This window comes from Microcoleus vaginatus HSN003 (assembly GCF_022701255.1).
GTDB lineage: Bacteria > Cyanobacteriota > Cyanobacteriia > Cyanobacteriales > Microcoleaceae > Microcoleus > Microcoleus vaginatus_B.
Genome location: NZ_CP031705.1, coordinates 4131045 through 4146880 on the forward strand (window position 1 = coordinate 4131045; position 15836 = coordinate 4146880).

Sequence of the window (15836 nt, forward strand, 5' to 3'; positions counted from 1 at the left end):
TTTACTAAACCGGAATTAGTGAATCTTCACATCCTTTTGTATGAGTCATCGCCTCAGCCAAATGCTTCTTCAAAGTCGCCTCCGGTAGCGGCCCTTTTAAATGACTCCAAGGCAAAACCTGCTCCAATTCCCACTCTTGAAAAACATAAAAATCCATCTCCGGCAACTGTCCGCGCAACTCCTTAAATGCCCGCCGATAACTGCCCAAAGTATCGCCGTAATGCCGCACTAATTCCAACAGCCGAGACAACCGCCGATCGCCCTTTGACAACAAACCCTGAATCACAGACCAGTTATAGCTTTCAGGTCTAAATTCTAAACCTAACTTACGCAATTCTTTATCTAAAAACTTCAGCCTCTTCTCCGCATCTTTATTCACTCCAAACCACTGAAAAGGAGTGTGAGATTTCGGGACAAAAGTGCTGCATCCCAAAGTCAACCGCAAACCGGGAGCGGCTTTTCTAATCGCCCGCATCATCTCCACCGTCTCCTCTAAATCCTCCATTTCTTCGCCGGGAATTCCCGCCATCCCGTAAAGTTTAATTCCCTTTAACCCGCCCGCCTTAGCATTGATAGCAGCTTGAATTATTTCGTCATTTGTGAGTTTTTTGTTAACGATTTTGCGGAGGCGATCGCTGCCGCTTTCCACCGCAATTGTCACAGATTTGCTGTCTCTGTTTGTCAAGATTTCTGCCAATTTAACTGTCACCGTATTCGTCCGTACCGAAGAAAGACTCAGCCGCACGCCGTCGTATTTCGGGTGATTCAAATGATCCAGCAACGCTTCAAATTCCGGGTGCTGAGTGACCGAAGCACCCAACAAACCCAAACGATTAGTCACAGCTAAACCGCGATCGATCGCCGGAATTAGCGAAGCCTCCAAACTCGCAGTTCTAAATGGCAAAGTCAGATAACTTGCCAAACAAAAACGGCACATTTCTGGACAACTCCGAACCACTTCCACCATGTAAATATTTTCCCAAGCCGCTTTTTCTGTCACCACAGTGGAAGCAGATAAAGTATTGCCGCGATAAGTCTGTTTTTCAACCATACTAGGAATTCCTGAATCGACAGGCTGGATCGATTTAATACCCTCAGCCGCATCCAGATAAGTTACTTCGTACAAACTGGGGACGTAAACTCCCGGAACTTGGGCTAAATGCCGCAATTTAGTTTGTCTGTCGGCGGTACGGACTTCTTTATAAGCATCAATAAAATTGTCAATGAGATGTTCGCCATCTCCCAGCAAAATTACATCAAAAAAATCCGCAAAAGGTTCGGGATTAGCCGTAAAAACCGGGCCACCGCCGAATACTATCGGATGATTATCCGTTCGTTTTGACGCCCAAATCGGAATTTCTAGAGATTCCAATAAATTGAGAATATTTACATAGTCTAGTTCCCAAGAAAGCGAAAAACCCAGTAATTCTGGATGTCGGGGAAGTTGTTCGCGGATATCAGTAAATAAACGGCTGACTTCAATATCCGATCGCACAGCCAAAGTTGCCCACACTATCTGATAGCCGAGACTGGTAATACCCACCGTGTACTCGTTGGGAAAAGCAAAAATAGTCGGGATAGCATCAGCATCGGGGGTTGCTGGAGCAAATAGTAAGCGTTCTTGAGCAAATGGATTAGGAGTCACGGGCAAATTTAGTTTTAACAATAGGTCTGTTCTTATCTCATTTTAAGCCATTTCCAAAGTCATTGTAGGGTGCGTCAGGGTTGAATGTGGCGACCACAAACTAAGAATCTCCCCCCTGACGCACCCTACCGTTAGTTAGCTGTTACATCCCTGACATCCCAATAATGCCAATCCCTTGGCTAACTTCCTTCTTGCTTCTTGAAAGTTACTCTTAAATAGAATCGCGATCGTCCTGAGTTCTCGGAGTAGTCGGAGTAGGCGGTGTACTGTGAAAAGTTGCAATCAGCAAACAGATAATCCCAGCATTAATAAAAACATCGGCTAGATTAAATACGGGGAACCGAATCAGCCGAAAATCGATAAAATCTACAACATGGCCCGAAACAAATCGATCGATCCCGTTCCCCAGTGCTCCCCCCAAAATTAAACCGTAGCCAGCTTGTTCCCAGCGGTTAATTCGCGGCCCGAACCAAGCCAGCACTATCAATCCCACACTAACGCCCAAAGACAGCCACCGCAACCAAATCGCCCCGCCATTGCTGAACAGACTAAAAGCGGCACCCGTATTAACAACATAAGTGAAGTGGAACACCCCGGGTAACAGCGGCTGCGTCTGCGGAGGAACCGTCAAGTCAAAATTTTGCACCACCCAAAACTTAGTCAGGTGGTCTAAAACTAAACTGATAACAGCAGCAACCCAGAACAAGGGATTTCTTTTAAAACGCATGAATTAAGCAATAGAAAATGGGGCATCGGGCATGAGAGAATTTACTCCAATCTCACTTGTCATGGCGAGCAGAATGCAGTGTATCAAAGCAATCTCAGCCGCAGCGATGACTCTCCCGTTGGGCAATGATAGTATAACCTTATTTTGCACAATTACCCGTTACCTCTTCCTTCTTCCTCCTTCCTTCTTCTTCCTCCTTCCTTCTTCTTCCTTCTTCCTTCTTCCTTCTTCCTTCTTCCTTCGCCATTAATAAAACATCAAGCGGCGTAAAGTAAATGACAGCACTGCGATCGCACAAACTACCGCCAATTGTCCCGGCAGGGGATAAACCGAATATTTAAGAATCTCATCGAATAAAGGTGTTTTTTTTGCCGGAGGTAGCCAGTAAGTAAAAATTAGATAAATTAAGCCGATCGCGTGAACAGTGAACAAACCACACAAACAGCTAAAAGCCATAGATTCCAGCCGCGAAGCTACCTTAAAAGCCACCCAGCCACACACCCAAGCACCAGGCACAAAACCCAGCAAATACCCAAAACTCGCTTCTTTGAGATAGCCGATGCCGCCGCCTTGAGAAAAAACTGGCCACAAAGTTAATCCTAATGCCAAATAAGCAATTTGCGAGAGAGCCGCAGCATTTTTTCCCCCCATGCAGCCTACTAGCAAGACGGCTCCAATTTGATAGGTAACACCTAAAGAGTACGCCTGAAGTCCTCGATCGTCCCACAACCCGATCGGAATTGTGACAGATGCAGGCAAAAAAGTGCCTCCTATCGTCAGGAGCAAACCAATAACAGCCCAGATTAATTCAATAGGAGCAGGCATTATCATCAAACGGCATTCGTCAGAAGGTGTAAGGCAGAAGGCATTTGTCAGACGCAAGCTTCAAGGCCTGCAGCTTTTAAATTCTTAATACTAGCACTACTGTCAAAAAAACCACCATTGTATGGTTTTCTGGTTCTCAAGGCTGGATCTTGTGATAATTTAATGGGGAATTTTTCGCGAGCGGGCGATCGACTGCTTGTTTCCCTACAACTTTATCTGGTCACTATCTTATAAACTCACTATTGTCAAGCTCATCATTTAATTAATAATATTAATTAATATTAAATTGCGATTAAGTGTAAAGATTCTTAACCTAATCTTTACTTTTGCGCGCTATGCTGATGCGGGACACCCATATAACGATCGCAGATTTTTTATACCTATGCTTTTTCGTCTCAACTTGATTAATCCAAAGCGTTTGACTACTGCTATTTCCGCTATGGCGATCGCCCTCAGTGTAGCAGCTTGCCGCAGCGAGACCACAAACACAGTCAGCAGCCCCAGCCCCGGCGACACCGCAGCATCACCCGTTGCAGCCACCGGTACAGCACCAAACACCAAACTCGCCCTAGCCTCAGACGTAGCCCTGACGGGTGCCGGCGCGTCATTCCCAGCACCCCTTTACCAGCGCTGGTTTCAAGATTTCAACACAACCAATCCCAAATTACAGATCAATTATCAGTCAGTGGGCAGCGGCGCCGGAGTCGAACAGTTTACCAAAGGTACGGTAGACTTTGGAGCCAGCGACACCGCCATGAGTGACGAGGAAATTGGGAAGGTGCCAGCGGACAAAGGCGTGCTCTTGCTGCCGATGTCGGCTGGCAGCATCGTCCTCGCCTACAACCTGCCAGACGTACCCGAACTGAAGTTGCCGAGAGATGTTTACACAGATATTTTCTTGGGAAACATCACCAAGTGGAACGACCCCAGAATTGCTGCTGCTAACCCGGGTGCTAAGCTGCCAGACCAAAATATCACAGTTGTACACCGTTCTGACGGCAGCGGTACGACAGACGTATTCACAAAACACCTCAGCGCCATCAGTCCAGAATGGAAAGAAAAAGTAGGGGAAGGCAAGACAGTAGAGTGGCCTTCTGCCGGTAAGATTGGTGGCAAGGGGAATGAAGGTGTCACGGCTTCTATTCAACAAACCGTTGGCGCCCTTGGCTACATTGAGTACGGCTACGCCAAAAACAACAATATCAAGTTTGCTGCCCTGGAAAATAAAGCCGGCAATTTTGTAGTCTACAACGACGCAGCGGGGGCCAAAACCCTTGAAGCAGTGGTACTACCGGAAAATCTCCGGGCGTTCATTCCCGATCCGGAAGGGGCAGACTCTTATCCTATTGTTAGCTACACTTGGCTGCTCGTCCCCAAAACAGTTGCTGACCCCAACAAAGCCAAATCAATCGAGGCTATGATTGAATACGGCTTGAATCAAGGTCAAAAAGTTAGTTCCGAATTGGGCTACGTTCCTCTCCCCCAAAACGTTAAAGAAAAAGTAGCAGTGGCCGCTGACGGCATCAGCCCTGACTACAAGATTGAGGTTGCCCAATAGTAATTGTTGACTGTTGACTGTTGACTGTTGACTGTTGACTGTTGACTGTTGACTGTTGACTGTTGTCAGAGGGAAAAAAGCCCTTCGGCATTGCGCGTGCGGGTAAAAATCAGGAAGAACGAAGAGAGATATTTCTGTGGGGCGGGTTTTACCAGAAATATTGGTTAAAAAGTCAGGGGATTAATAAATCCGCCCCTCTTCTATGTAACAATCGGTGCATCTGTGTAGGGGTGGGTTTGACCAGACATACTTGTTGAAAAGTCAGGGGATTAATAAACCCGCCCCTCTTTGATTTTATTTATCAAAAAAATGGGTTTAAAACCCCGTGCTTTTAGCACGGCTTTGTATTAGAATATAGATGGTCACAGACCCGCCCGGATTTAAGATACTCCAAAATAAACAGCAAGGTTGAAAGTCCTGTCAGAGTTGCGATCAGAAACACGGGAAGCAAAAAGGGCAATGAAAAAACAACCCTGAAAGCAAACAAGTATTTTACTTGCGTACAAAACAGAAAAGTCGCCATAGGGCATTGGGAGACTTAAAACGGACATGGAGAGAAGGTAAGACTGGCTTCTTGCCAGCACATCTCGATGAAGTGTCAAGAATCACCGCTGAAGAGAGCTCGGTGAGTATGTCAAGGTCTTTCTTTCTGCTTCCTTCTAGCTTTTTCCGAAACAGGCTATTTTCGGCTACTATATATTTGGTTTTTTTTTCTATGATTTCAGATAATCACAGCGCTCAATCAGAGAGCCGATCGCGCTCTGGGGCAGAAAAGTCCTTAGACCAAGGCTTTATCTGGGTGACGCGGATTTTGGGAATAGGGGTTGGTGTAATTTTGCTGCTAATCGCGCTCACGGTTGCTTACAGGGCTTTACCTGCGATTCAACAGTACGGTTTGGGATTTCTATTTAGCAGTAGCTGGAATCCGGTTAAGGAAGAGTACGGTGCGCTGCCGATGATTTACGGGACGATCGTCAGTTCGGCGATCGCGCTCCTAATTGCTGTACCATTAGGAGTAGGCACTGCCATCTTCTTAAGTGAAGATTTTTTGCCGCTGCCAGTGCGTACAGCTTTGGTTTTTTTAGTAGAACTTTTAGCCGCCATTCCCAGCGTAGTCTATGGTTTGTGGGGAATTGCTGTATTGATTCCCATTATTACCAGTCTCGGCAAGTTTCTCAACAGCACTTTGGGATGGCTGCCGATTTTTAGCACCCCGCCCGTTGGCCCGGGAATGTTACCAGCCGGAGTAATTTTGGGAGTCATGACTTTGCCCATTATTACTGCTATCTCCCGCGACTCTTTGGCAAGTCTCCCCCCCGAATTGCGGCAAGCCTCTCTAGGTTTAGGAGCCACTCGGTGGACAACAATTTTTAGAGTGCTCGTACCGGCGGCTTTTTCCGGCATTGTCGGCGGAATCATGCTCGGTCTTGGTCGCGCCATGGGAGAAACAATGGCTGCAACTCTGTTAATTGGCAATTCCAATCAGTTAAGTCTTTCTGTGCTAGCTCCGGCAAATACTATTGCTTCTCTGATGGCCAATCAGTTTGCGGAAGCTTCGGGATTGCAAGTATCAGCTCTGATGTACACTGGGCTAATTCTGTTTATTATGACACTGATTGTTAATATTTTGGCAGAATGGATTGTTTCTCAAGTAAGAGCGAAGTACAACTAGAAGTTAGCCGCGATTTCCTACATAGTTTTAGTTTATGTCAAATAGCGTCTCCGACGAGAATCCTTTGGTATCGAAAACAGGCAGTTTAAAGAAGGTAAAAAACAGCCCGCAAGCGCTGTTTAATCTGGCGATGACGGTACTAGCTGGAGCTAGTCTGACCCTCTCTCTGCTACCTTTGTTTGCAGTGCTTTCCTACGTCACGGTACAAGGTTTTAATCGCCTGAATTTAGACTTGTTTACCAAGCTGCCACCGCCGCCCGGACTATCGGGAGGCGGTATTGCTAATGCAATTGTCGGTACGTTAATGACCGTAGGAATTGCTTCTTTAATTGCTGTTCCGTTTGGTGTATTGGCAGCAATTTATTTGTCGGAGTTCAGCAGCGGGCAAATTGCTCGCTGGGTGCGCTTCGCTACTAATGTCCTCAGCGGCGTTCCTTCGATTATTGCCGGGGTATTTGCCTACGGTTTGTTCGTGGTAAATATGGGAGGTTTTTCGGCAATTGCAGGGGGCGCGGCGCTGTCTGTGCTGATGTTGCCCACGATTGTGCGGACTACGGACGAAGCTCTACAAATCGTCCCGCAAGATATTAGATGGGCGTCGGTTGGTGTGGGTGCTTCTAATTATCAAACGGTGTTGCAGGTGGTTTTGCCTGCGGCAATTCCAGCTATTTTAACGGGTGTGACACTGGCAATTGCTCGCGCTGCGGGAGAAACTGCTCCTTTGATTTTTACGGCGCTGAATTCGCCTTTTTGGCCGGGAGGATTTGATAAGCCAACTCCGAGTCTTTCGGTTTTGGTGTACAACTTTGCAACGGTTCCTTTTAAGGCACAGAAAGAATTGGCCTGGGCGGCATCTTTGATTTTGGTGCTTATGGTTTTGCTGACGAGTATTCTTTCTCGCTGGGCTACTCGCCAAAAAGTTTATTGAAGGAAGAAGACCCTTCGACTTGGCGACCGGGTAAAAAGAAGGAAGAAGGAAGATTTTCCCCATCTCCAACTTTCCCACTCTCGTCTTCTCCTTATTTTGTAAAAAAATTCGATTGGATAGTTAGCTGTATGATGATGGATTTAGACCAGCAAACGGAAACAGTTTTACGGACAGAAAATATCAATATTTTTTACGGCGCTTTTCACGCGGTTAAAAATGTTTCAATGGAGATTCCTAAAAATCGCATTACTGCCTTGATTGGGCCGTCTGGCTGCGGTAAAAGTACAATTCTCCGATGTTTTAACCGCCTCAACGATTTAGTTAACGGTTTTCGTTTAGAGGGTAGAATTGATTACCACGGTCAAAATCTTTACGATTCTGATATTGATGCTGTGGCGGTGCGCCGCAAGATTGGGATGGTATTCCAAAAGCCGAATCCTTTCCCCAAGTCGATTTATGACAATATTGCTTACGGTGCGAGGGTAAACAATTATAAGGGGGATATGGATGAGCTGGTTGAAAAATCGCTCAGCCAAGCTTATTTGTGGGATGAGGTGAAGGATAAGTTGAAGCAAAGCGGTTTTTCTCTTTCGGGTGGCCAGCAGCAGCGTTTGTGTATTGCTAGGGCGATCGCGATTAATCCTGATGTAGTGTTAATGGATGAACCTTGCGCTTCTCTTGACCCGATTTCTACGATTAAGATTGAGGAGTTGATGCGGGAACTCAAGGAGAAGTATACCATTGTGATCGTTACTCACAATATGCAGCAGGCTTCTCGGGTTTCTGACCTGACTGCTTTTTTCAATGCTAAACTTTCTGACGATGGGAAGCGGTTTGGCTATCTTGTGGAGTGTGACAAGACTGAGGTAATTTTCCAAAGTCCGAAAGAAGAGTCTACTTTGGATTATGTGAGTGGCCGTTTTGGTTGATTCCGCGACAGGTTTTAACCTATCGTTACCCAAACGAAGTTTCTTTCTAAGAGACTAAAAATGTTTAATTTGCTGAGTCTGGTACCGACAAAAAAAACCGCGTAAAACTTTTCAGAATTTAGAATCCCGCTTTCTTGGAGAAAGCGGGATTCTGGATTTTATGATTAAAAGCTCGATCGTACTTTTTGCAGATACAAGCCAGTGATTTTTGTGAAGAAATGCTCGAAGAGTTCACATATTCTTCATCCAATGCTTTAACAGGTTTTCTTTTACCATGTTTTGCCGCATAACTTCGAGCAAGTATTCCTGAGCTTGGTCTTGGCTTAACCTTTTGACTTCTTCGCGCAGCACTTGAAGTTTGAACTGCTGTTCCATGCTGAGGCTGGTTGTAGGCATATCCATAAATCGCTCCTCCAGTTTGCTGAGATTGATGCGAAATTGATCGGAATGACGTTTCGCAGGATTTGTTATGTCTCCTACATTGTAAACTATCATAACATTCCCTTGACAATATGTCCAAAGTACACATTTTGAAACTAATTTGTGTCGCAAAAGTACATCTAAGTGGGGGGAGCTCTATCATAAAAAGGCGTCAAGACCGGGAAGCCTAAGCCAAAGGAGATAGTTTGTATGGATGCAATGGAGTTTTTTCAAAGCAGTGCTGGGGAGTGGCGTTCTCAGCGCAGCACTCACCACCTCGCTTTCCGCCAAGCGGAGATTGGGGATTCAAATATTCAGGTAACAGCCCTAGCTGCGGATGACGCGAGAGTCGCGGAGATTTGCAAGATGCACGAAGTCGATCCGAGCCGGGCTGCTGGGGGGGCTTTTGTGACTTGGCACGGCTCGATGGCGTGGGATAAGGATGATGAGAATCATAAAGGGTCTACGGTGTTCGCGATCGTCCCTGATCCTGAAAATCCCCGGCAGGGCTTGATGTTGCGCGAACGAGGCTATGCGGAAATTGTGCCGGTAGCTGGCCGTTTTGAGATGGATGATGAGGATGGGCTGCTGCTGATTACCGAATACGAGACGATGAGTTCGATCGAGCGTTTCTGGTTTGTTAATCCGAACGTGCGGATGCGGACGAGTACGGTAAAACGCTTTGGCGGTTTCAGCACATCGACTTTTTGTACCGAAATTCGGGTCGAACCCGACTCGGATGCAACATCAGAACCCGCAGCAGCTCAAGTGGCCGCCAGCGAGTTTTATTCGGCTCTGGGCTGGTAATTTGTAAGCTCGTTCCCCGGCTCTTAAGCTCGTTCCCCCAGCTTTGCCTGGGAATGCTTGGCGGGAGCCGTTTGCCTCCTGTTTGACGAGGCAGAGCCTCGCCGAGCGGCGTTCCTGCCCGCTTCCGGGGAACGAGCCTTCTTTCTGCATAACTTCCCTCTCCCCTCTTCCCTCCCCCCTCTTCCCTCCCCCCTCTTCCCTCCCCCCTCTTCCTTCTTCCCTCTTCCTTCTTCCTTCTTCCCTCTTCCTTCTTCCCTCTTCCTTCTTCCTTCCCCAAAGTCAACAAATGTTACAGATTGTTGCAAAAATTCAGGAAAATCAGATTTAGATTGCGGGAATCCCCTAATCTGTATGTTGGTTAGTTGTATCCGTTATGCTGGCAGCTCACGGTGTCAACTATTTCTGAAATTTGAGATAACGGAGATTTTAACGTGGCGCTTCCTTTATTAAGCTACGCCCCCAAGAGCCAAAACCAGCGCGTTGCTGGTTTTGAAGTAGGCGGCGACGAGCAGCCGAGAATTTTCACAACTGAAAATGTGCTCTCGCCTGGAGACATGGATAATTTGATTTGGGCTGCATATCGCCAGATTTACAGCGAACACCAAATCCTCAAGAGCAACCGCCAAAAGTCTTTGGAGTCGCAACTCAAGTTCGGCCAAATTACGGTGCGGGACTTTATTCGCGGTTTGGCAACTTCTGCTCCTTTCCTAGAGCGGAATTATCAAACTAACAGCAATTACCGGTTTGTAGAAATGTGCGTGCAGCGCGTTTTGGGCCGGGATGTGTACAGCGAGCGCGAAAAGATTGCTTGGTCGATCGTGGTAGCAAATAAGGGGCCTCAAGGCTTTATTGACGAGTTGGTCAATAGCGAAGAGTACCTGGAAAAGTTCGGCTACGATACCATACCTTACCAGCAGCGCCGAATTTTGCCTCAGCGAGTTGGAGGGGATACTCCTTTCAACTTGAAAACGCCCCGCTACGGTGAGTACCACCGTTCGCAGCTTGGCTTCCCGCAAATCATCTGGCAGACAAGTGTCCGCCGTTTTGTTCCTCAAGAACAGCAGCCCAAGGCTGGCGATCCGTCGAACTATTTGGGTATGGCGCGCAATATGCCCATTCCTACTACTCCGCCGCAGCGCGTGCCTCTGGCTAATATCAATATCGACTCGATGGTTCCCCGTCGCCGGTAATTGATGCTGTCTGATGCAATTATTTGTGTCGGGCGATCGACTGAATCGATCGGCTTTTAGGCTGAGAGAGTTTTGAGTCTTGAGTTTTGAGGTTTGAGTTTTTTGCTAAACTTGGAATCCAAAACTCAGGACTCATAATTTTTTGTCATTAGGAAGAAGGAAGAAGGAAGAAGGAAGAGGGAAGAAGGAAGAAGGAAGAGGGAAGAGGGAAGAGGGAAGAGGGAAGAAGGAAGAGGGAAGAAGGAAGGAGGAAGAAGGAAGAGGGAAGAGGGAAGAAGGAAGAAAAATAATTCGACTTTTTCTCAGGGTCAACTATAAGTGCAGAGGTGCATTGATGCAGCCGCAATATAACGAAGATGCTGGAAAACCATTGCGCCGCCATGCTAAACAGCTTCGTACCAAAGCCTTATACAAGTACGGTGCCGCAACAGGGTTGATGTTGTTGCCACTGCTGGTATACGGGGTAGCACCTTTTGCTCCTTTATTTTTGGTCGCGGCTCTTTTGATAGGGGCATTAATAGCCCTTCCGTTGATTGGGGAGGGGAAAACGTTTTGGAAGTCGTCTCAGAGATTTGACCAAGGGGCCTGTGGTGAAGAAAAGATTCAGCAAGTTTTGGAGTCCCTAATCCAATCTGGATGGATAGCTGAGTACAACTTAAGATTGCCGCAAGTAGGCGATATCGATGTGTGGCTGCGATCGCCTAAAGGAGTCAATTTTATCCTTGATGTGAAGTCTCACTCAACCGTAGTTCTGTTGGATGGGGATGTGCTCAAGCGTCTATCTTACGGGAAATTGAGAGATTTTGAGAAAGACTTTCTGGCACAGATTGCCAAAGAAGTCACGGCTATCAAAAAAGCTAAGAAGTTAACCAAGGTCACTCCAGTAGTTGTATTTAGCGATGCCAAGGTGAGTTTTAGCAACACAAAGAAGATTAGGGGTGCTTACGTCATGGAACTGGGCAATCTGGTGTCAGGGTTGCAAGAACTCGATCGCACCTAGAGGAGTAGATAAAAGTGGGAGAAATGAGAACAACGGCTACATCAATATGTTGGACACCAACAAATTTGCACAGAGCATTACCATCCCAGACTTGCACTAGCATCTAAGTGACACTTGTGCTATTAAAAAAAGTTAAGGTAGAAACAATATCCTGGAGGGAATGTTGAACAAAGCAATCAAAGTAGATAAAATTCTCAACGCCTGATGGCGAGTTGTCATAACAGCTTTGGCGACGGCTATACCAATTATCAAATATTAGCCCGTAACCGCAATATTTTTAGCAGGGTGTTGAATTGATCGGGTAAAGGTGCGATCGCCTCTATTAATTCTCCAGTTACGGGATGCTGCAATTGTAGCCGCTATCCGTGGAGGGCTTGTCCGGTTAAAAGAGATACAGCAACATATTTTAAGTGAGAGAAAAACCATGAGCGATGCAGTGGATTATGCCTTGACGGATGTTGTGATGGATGCCTATGTTTTAGAGCCAGATGGGCAACAGATTCCCCAAACTTCTTCTCCAAGAGTTATTGCTGCTGCATTACGGCTTTTACAGGTTCCGCCAGGTGCGAGGGTTTTGGAAGTGGGGACGGGTTCAGGTTACAGTACGGCTTTGTTGGCTCACCTTGTTGGCTCTGACGGCTTTGTCGTCTCTTTGGATGTAGACTCAAATCTGGTTAAACGTGCCAGCAGTTTATTCGCCAAAAATAATTTAGCTAATGTAAAAGTTGTGGTGGCAGATGGCCGAGAGGGCTACTCAACAGAAGCACCTTTTGACCGCATTATTGTTTGGGCAACTGCCGATATACTCCCAAAAACCTGGATTGAACAATTATGTCCAGACGGGTTAATTGTTACACCTGTCCGATTAAGACAATTACCTAATACTACGGCGATCGCGCTGGTGCGTCTAGATACCAATAAAAACCTGGTTGGAGAACGAGTAATTCCTGGGGCATTTGTCCCCTTGACAGACAAACCCTTAACTCGTTGGTATGCTTATCCTCAAGATGCCGACATTAAGGCTGAAATTAAGATAGAAAACGCTGAAACGGAGACAGATGTAATCTGGGCTAGTGCTGAGTGGTTGCGGCAAGAACAACAGAGGGGGGAAGCAGAACAAATCCTTGAGTTGATGCAAGTAGCTTCACACCAGGACAGCCCTCTCTACCCCGATGAGGATGTGGAAGCTTTGCGCGCTTACTTCTTGGCTACCTATCCAGAAAATCTGACAACTGCATATACACACACTCTCGGACCAGCTATTGGCTGCAGTCAACCTGGAAGTCTTGCTTTGCTGTCTCGGCGCGGCGAAGGTTATGCTGTGGCAGGGGAACGCGAGGCGGCAGTAAAGGTTTCAGACTGGATTTCGAGTTGGCGCGCCAGTGGGCGACCGGGTTTTGAGCAGTTGCGACCTGTTTTAAATTATGTTCAGTGCGGCTATCAAGTAGGGGTAACGCTGTAGTAAGGAGTTTAGTCCTTCTTTCTCAATAAAAAAAGATAGGAGTGAAGTCCTTACTATAAACGGCGGAGGCGCAAGATTTTTAACAGGGTGTTGAATTGATCGGGCAAAGGTGCGATCGCCTCTATTAATTCTCCTGTTACGGGATGCTGCAATGTCAGCCGCCATGCGTGGAGGGCTTGTCCAGTTAAATTGACGCCGATGGAACGGTTGGAACTGTACATCGGGTCGCCCACAATCGGATGTTTTATTTCCGCTGTATGCACGCGAATTTGATGAGTGCGGCCGGTTTCTAATTGATAGTGCATTAAGCAATAGTTGCCGATTCTTTCTTTGATTGTCCAGTGAGTAACTGCGGGGCGACCGCCTTTTTCTACTGGTACTACTGCCATTTTTTTGCGGTCTGTGGGATGCCGTCCGATGGGTAGGTCTATTGTGCCTGTTTCGGTGTTGGGAGCGCCGTAAACTATGCCTAAATATTCGCGGCGGGCGGTTTTGGCTTTCAGTTGGGCTTGCAGGTGTTGGTGCGCGATGTCGGTTTTGGCGATCGCGATCGCACCTGTTGTATCTTTGTCTAATCTGTGCACGATTCCCGGCCGCTGAACTCCGCCTATTTCTGCTAGGGGACAGTGAGCTAAGAGAGCGTTGACTAATGTACCGTCTTGGTGTCCGGCGGCTGGGTGGACGACTAATCCGGCTGGTTTGTTGATGATAATTAGGCTGTCGTCTTCGTAGAGAATGTCGAGGGGGATTGCTTCGGCCTGCAAGGAAGTGGGCTGGGCTTCGGGTAATGTGAGGTGGATGCGATCGCCCGTTTTTACTGATATTTTTTTCGAGGTGCAGGTTTCGTCGTTGACTTTGACGTTGCCTTGTGATATGAGGGTTTGGATTCGCGATCGGGATAAGTCCGGTATCTGGTTTGACAGCCAAATATCTAATCGCTGATTGACATTACTGCGATCGAATTCCTCTGTATTTTCTACTGTGTAAATCTGTGCCGCAGTGTCTGTTTCTATCATTTACTTTTTACTATTTTTTGCCAAGTGTGTAAAGCAAATATCCTCATCATAACATCTGTGAGTTAGTTCGCGATCGCACGGGTAGCGAGAAACCGGTTTTTTTCACCGCAATACTTCCTTTGGGCCCGCCGACTGGGTAAAAAATCCGGTTTCTTTGGTCGGGGTGGTTAAGTCGTTTGAGTATAATCGTCTTTTCTATCGACAATTATCGCAGTGGCCGCACTGCATAGATTTCGCCTCATTTGCAAACCCAAAAGCTTGCAGTAAAAATTGCCACCTGCACTCGCGATGTTTGAGATATTTGGCCATTTCTTCCGCTGCGGTAAAGTTGGATTTTGCGGCTTTTTGCTGGGGAGATTTATTGATCGCATAATTAAAAGGATCTTGCCATGTTAATTGTCCGCTGCTGTGCAAGATTGAAAGGGCGAGTTCGCTTTCGGGAAATTCGCGGGAAACAGCTTCTATATCACCTTTAACTGGCAGTTTTTTGGCTAATTGCTGAGCTTCTCGGTATTGCGATCGCAATTTCTCTTGAAAAAATTCCTTTCTTTGTTTATCTTCGGGATAAAGCAAACCCGTCGGTTCGCTAATCAATGTCAGGGCGATCGCCGATTTGCCGTCGCGTCCGCCTCTACCAATTTCCTGAATGTATTCCGATAATAGCAAAGGTGCTTGAAAGTGAACAACCCACCGGACATCTGGCTTGTTAATTCCCATCCCGAATGCTGAGGTACAAGTCACAAATTTAAGGTCATTGTTCAGCCAAGCTTTTTCTATTTTTCGTCGTGATTCTGGACTTAAACCTGCATGATATGCTGCTGTTTCATAACCTGCTTCTTTCAACAAATCCGCCAAGTTCTCGCTATCTTTTCTAGTGCGGACATAGACTAAACCTGCTTGTTTTGGTCGAGCTTTGATAAAATTTAATAACTGCTGCTTGCGTCCTCTGGGCGTCCAGACAGTCTGCACTTGCAGGTGCAGGTTAGAACGGTAGGGACTTAGCAGAAATGCTTCGGGTTTTTGCAGTTGCAAAACGTTTTTGATTGTCTGCTGTGCGTCGGGGTTGGCGGTAGCGGTGAAAGCTGCGATCGCAATTTTACTGTTTGCTGGTTTAGCTTTCAACAAAGCCGGCCGCACTGTTCCCAAACGACGGTAAGCTGGTCGGAATGTATCGCCCCACTGCACTAAACAGTGAGCTTCATCTAATATTAAACCGTTGATTTGGATGTGTGGCTGACTGATAATTTCCCAAACAGGTTTGCTGAGTAATGTTTCGGGAGACAGGTACAGCAATCTTAATTTGTTTTGTTGCAGCGATTGCATAGTTTGTCGGCGCTGCGCTGTTGGCAATTGACTGTGGAGGAGGGAAGCGGGGAGATTGCGATCGCGCAATTCTTGCACTTGATTTTCCATCAGTGCGACTAACGGCGAAACTACCAAGGTTAAGCCTGTTTGTAACAAAGCTGGCAGTTGAAAGCAGATTGATTTGCCACCACCTGTCGGCATAATTATAATTGTATCTTTTCCGGCTAATAAACTACCGACGATTTCTCCTTGGGGTGGCCGAAAGTCGTCGTATCCCCAGATTTTTTGGAAGGCGGCGCGGGCTTGATTTAATGATGTTGGTTCGGGTTGAAAGTTCATTTGACGGAGTTAA

Annotated in this window: 15 protein-coding genes and 1 pseudogene; 8 read left to right on the forward strand and 8 right to left on the reverse strand. The window is 46.7% G+C overall.

Features of this window, described 5'->3' with window-relative positions:
* Positions 1-4 precede the first annotated feature (4 nt).
* The 3 genes from D0A37_RS17960 to D0A37_RS17970 form a co-directional block, all read right to left on the reverse strand.
* Positions 5-1645: a B12-binding domain-containing radical SAM protein gene (locus tag D0A37_RS17960; RefSeq protein WP_242716358.1), complete on the reverse strand. Its 1641-nt coding sequence runs from the start codon at positions 1643-1645 to the stop codon at positions 5-7.
* A 211-nt stretch (positions 1646-1856) separates the two neighbouring features.
* On the reverse strand, positions 1857-2372 hold the full coding sequence (gene lspA, locus D0A37_RS17965) for a signal peptidase II (protein WP_242716359.1): 516 nt from the start codon (positions 2370-2372) through the stop codon (positions 1857-1859).
* A 246-nt stretch (positions 2373-2618) separates the two neighbouring features.
* Positions 2619-3197, reverse strand: coding sequence for a biotin transporter BioY (locus D0A37_RS17970; RefSeq protein WP_006635529.1), 579 nt, complete (start codon positions 3195-3197; stop codon positions 2619-2621).
* Positions 3198-3579: 382 nt separating this feature from the next.
* On the opposite strand from D0A37_RS17970, the gene pstS reads away from it, so the two are divergent.
* The 4 genes from pstS to pstB all read left to right on the forward strand — a co-directional run bounded on the left by pstS (position 3580) and on the right by pstB (position 8284).
* Positions 3580-4755 (forward strand): phosphate ABC transporter substrate-binding protein PstS, encoded by a 1176-nt coding sequence (gene pstS, locus D0A37_RS17975; protein WP_242725599.1) that lies wholly within the window; start codon positions 3580-3582, stop codon positions 4753-4755.
* A gap of 715 nt (positions 4756-5470) precedes the next feature.
* The gene (pstC, locus tag D0A37_RS17980; protein ID WP_242716361.1) at positions 5471-6427 is read left to right on the forward strand and encodes a phosphate ABC transporter permease subunit PstC; all 957 of its coding nucleotides are present in this window, start codon (positions 5471-5473) and stop codon (positions 6425-6427) included.
* Between the two features lie 34 nt (positions 6428-6461).
* Positions 6462-7355 (forward strand): phosphate ABC transporter permease PstA, encoded by an 894-nt coding sequence (pstA, locus tag D0A37_RS17985; RefSeq protein WP_242716363.1) that lies wholly within the window; start codon positions 6462-6464, stop codon positions 7353-7355.
* Between the two features lie 128 nt (positions 7356-7483).
* Positions 7484-8284: a phosphate ABC transporter ATP-binding protein PstB gene (pstB, locus tag D0A37_RS17990; protein WP_242725602.1), complete on the forward strand. Its 801-nt coding sequence runs from the start codon at positions 7484-7486 to the stop codon at positions 8282-8284.
* Between the two features lie 231 nt (positions 8285-8515).
* Here pstB and D0A37_RS17995 read toward each other — a convergent pair whose 3' ends face one another.
* On the reverse strand, positions 8516-8686 hold the full coding sequence (locus tag D0A37_RS17995; protein ID WP_242716365.1) for an NblA/ycf18 family protein: 171 nt from the start codon (positions 8684-8686) through the stop codon (positions 8516-8518).
* Between the two features lie 228 nt (positions 8687-8914).
* Here D0A37_RS17995 and D0A37_RS18000 point away from each other — a divergent pair, with 228 nt between their 5' ends.
* Positions 8915-9511, forward strand: coding sequence for a phycobiliprotein lyase (locus tag D0A37_RS18000; protein ID WP_242716367.1), 597 nt, complete (start codon positions 8915-8917; stop codon positions 9509-9511).
* A gap of 23 nt (positions 9512-9534) precedes the next feature.
* Here D0A37_RS18000 and D0A37_RS18005 read toward each other — a convergent pair whose 3' ends face one another.
* Positions 9535-9816 carry a hypothetical protein gene (locus D0A37_RS18005; RefSeq protein WP_242716370.1) on the reverse strand — a complete coding sequence of 94 codons (282 nt, stop codon included), beginning with the start codon at positions 9814-9816 and terminating at the stop codon, positions 9535-9537.
* A 126-nt stretch (positions 9817-9942) separates the two neighbouring features.
* Here D0A37_RS18005 and D0A37_RS18010 point away from each other — a divergent pair, with 126 nt between their 5' ends.
* Both D0A37_RS18010 and D0A37_RS18015 read left to right on the forward strand, forming a co-directional pair.
* On the forward strand, positions 9943-10701 hold the full coding sequence (locus D0A37_RS18010; RefSeq protein WP_242716372.1) for a phycobilisome rod-core linker polypeptide: 759 nt from the start codon (positions 9943-9945) through the stop codon (positions 10699-10701).
* Positions 10702-10843: 142 nt separating this feature from the next.
* A complete protein-coding gene (locus tag D0A37_RS18015) occupies positions 10844-11701 on the forward strand; it encodes an NERD domain-containing protein (protein WP_242716374.1) in 858 nt (285 codons plus the stop codon).
* Between the two features lie 248 nt (positions 11702-11949).
* On the opposite strand, the pseudogene D0A37_RS29505 reads toward D0A37_RS18015, so the two are convergent.
* Positions 11950-12087, reverse strand: a pseudogene (locus D0A37_RS29505) (RluA family pseudouridine synthase); the annotation flags it as partial.
* Positions 12088-12125: 38 nt separating this feature from the next.
* Between D0A37_RS29505 and D0A37_RS18020 the strand changes: the two are divergent.
* Complete coding sequence (locus tag D0A37_RS18020; RefSeq protein ID WP_242716376.1) at positions 12126-13163, forward strand: protein-L-isoaspartate O-methyltransferase family protein; 1038 nt, start codon at positions 12126-12128, stop codon at positions 13161-13163.
* Positions 13164-13216: 53 nt separating this feature from the next.
* Here D0A37_RS18020 and D0A37_RS18025 read toward each other — a convergent pair whose 3' ends face one another.
* Positions 13217-14179, reverse strand: coding sequence for an RluA family pseudouridine synthase (locus D0A37_RS18025; protein WP_242716378.1), 963 nt, complete (start codon positions 14177-14179; stop codon positions 13217-13219).
* 195 nt (positions 14180-14374) lie between these two features.
* Positions 14375-15823, reverse strand: a complete 1449-nt coding sequence (locus tag D0A37_RS18030) for a RecQ family ATP-dependent DNA helicase (RefSeq protein ID WP_242716379.1) — start codon at positions 15821-15823, stop codon at positions 14375-14377.
* Positions 15824-15836 lie beyond the last annotated feature (13 nt).

Bases quoted from the DNA above. Each gene is read 5' to 3' on its own strand.
- D0A37_RS17970 (WP_006635529.1), bottom strand. From the start codon at position 3,197: ATGCCTGCTCCTATTGAATTAATCTGGGCTGTTATTGGTTTGCTCCTG.
- D0A37_RS17995 (WP_242716365.1), bottom strand. From the start codon at position 8,686: ATGGATATGCCTACAACCAGCCTCAGCATGGAACAGCAGTTCAAACTT.
- pstC (WP_242716361.1), top strand. From the start codon at position 5,471: ATGATTTCAGATAATCACAGCGCTCAATCAGAGAGCCGATCGCGCTCT.
- pstA (WP_242716363.1), top strand. From the start codon at position 6,462: ATGTCAAATAGCGTCTCCGACGAGAATCCTTTGGTATCGAAAACAGGC.
- D0A37_RS18020 (WP_242716376.1), top strand. From the start codon at position 12,126: ATGAGCGATGCAGTGGATTATGCCTTGACGGATGTTGTGATGGATGCC.
- pstS (WP_242725599.1), top strand. From the start codon at position 3,580: ATGCTTTTTCGTCTCAACTTGATTAATCCAAAGCGTTTGACTACTGCT.
- lspA (WP_242716359.1), bottom strand. From the start codon at position 2,372: ATGCGTTTTAAAAGAAATCCCTTGTTCTGGGTTGCTGCTGTTATCAGT.
- D0A37_RS18025 (WP_242716378.1), bottom strand. From the start codon at position 14,179: ATGATAGAAACAGACACTGCGGCACAGATTTACACAGTAGAAAATACA.
- D0A37_RS18000 (WP_242716367.1), top strand. From the start codon at position 8,915: ATGGATGCAATGGAGTTTTTTCAAAGCAGTGCTGGGGAGTGGCGTTCT.
- pstB (WP_242725602.1), top strand. From the start codon at position 7,484: ATGATGATGGATTTAGACCAGCAAACGGAAACAGTTTTACGGACAGAA.
- D0A37_RS18030 (WP_242716379.1), bottom strand. From the start codon at position 15,823: ATGAACTTTCAACCCGAACCAACATCATTAAATCAAGCCCGCGCCGCC.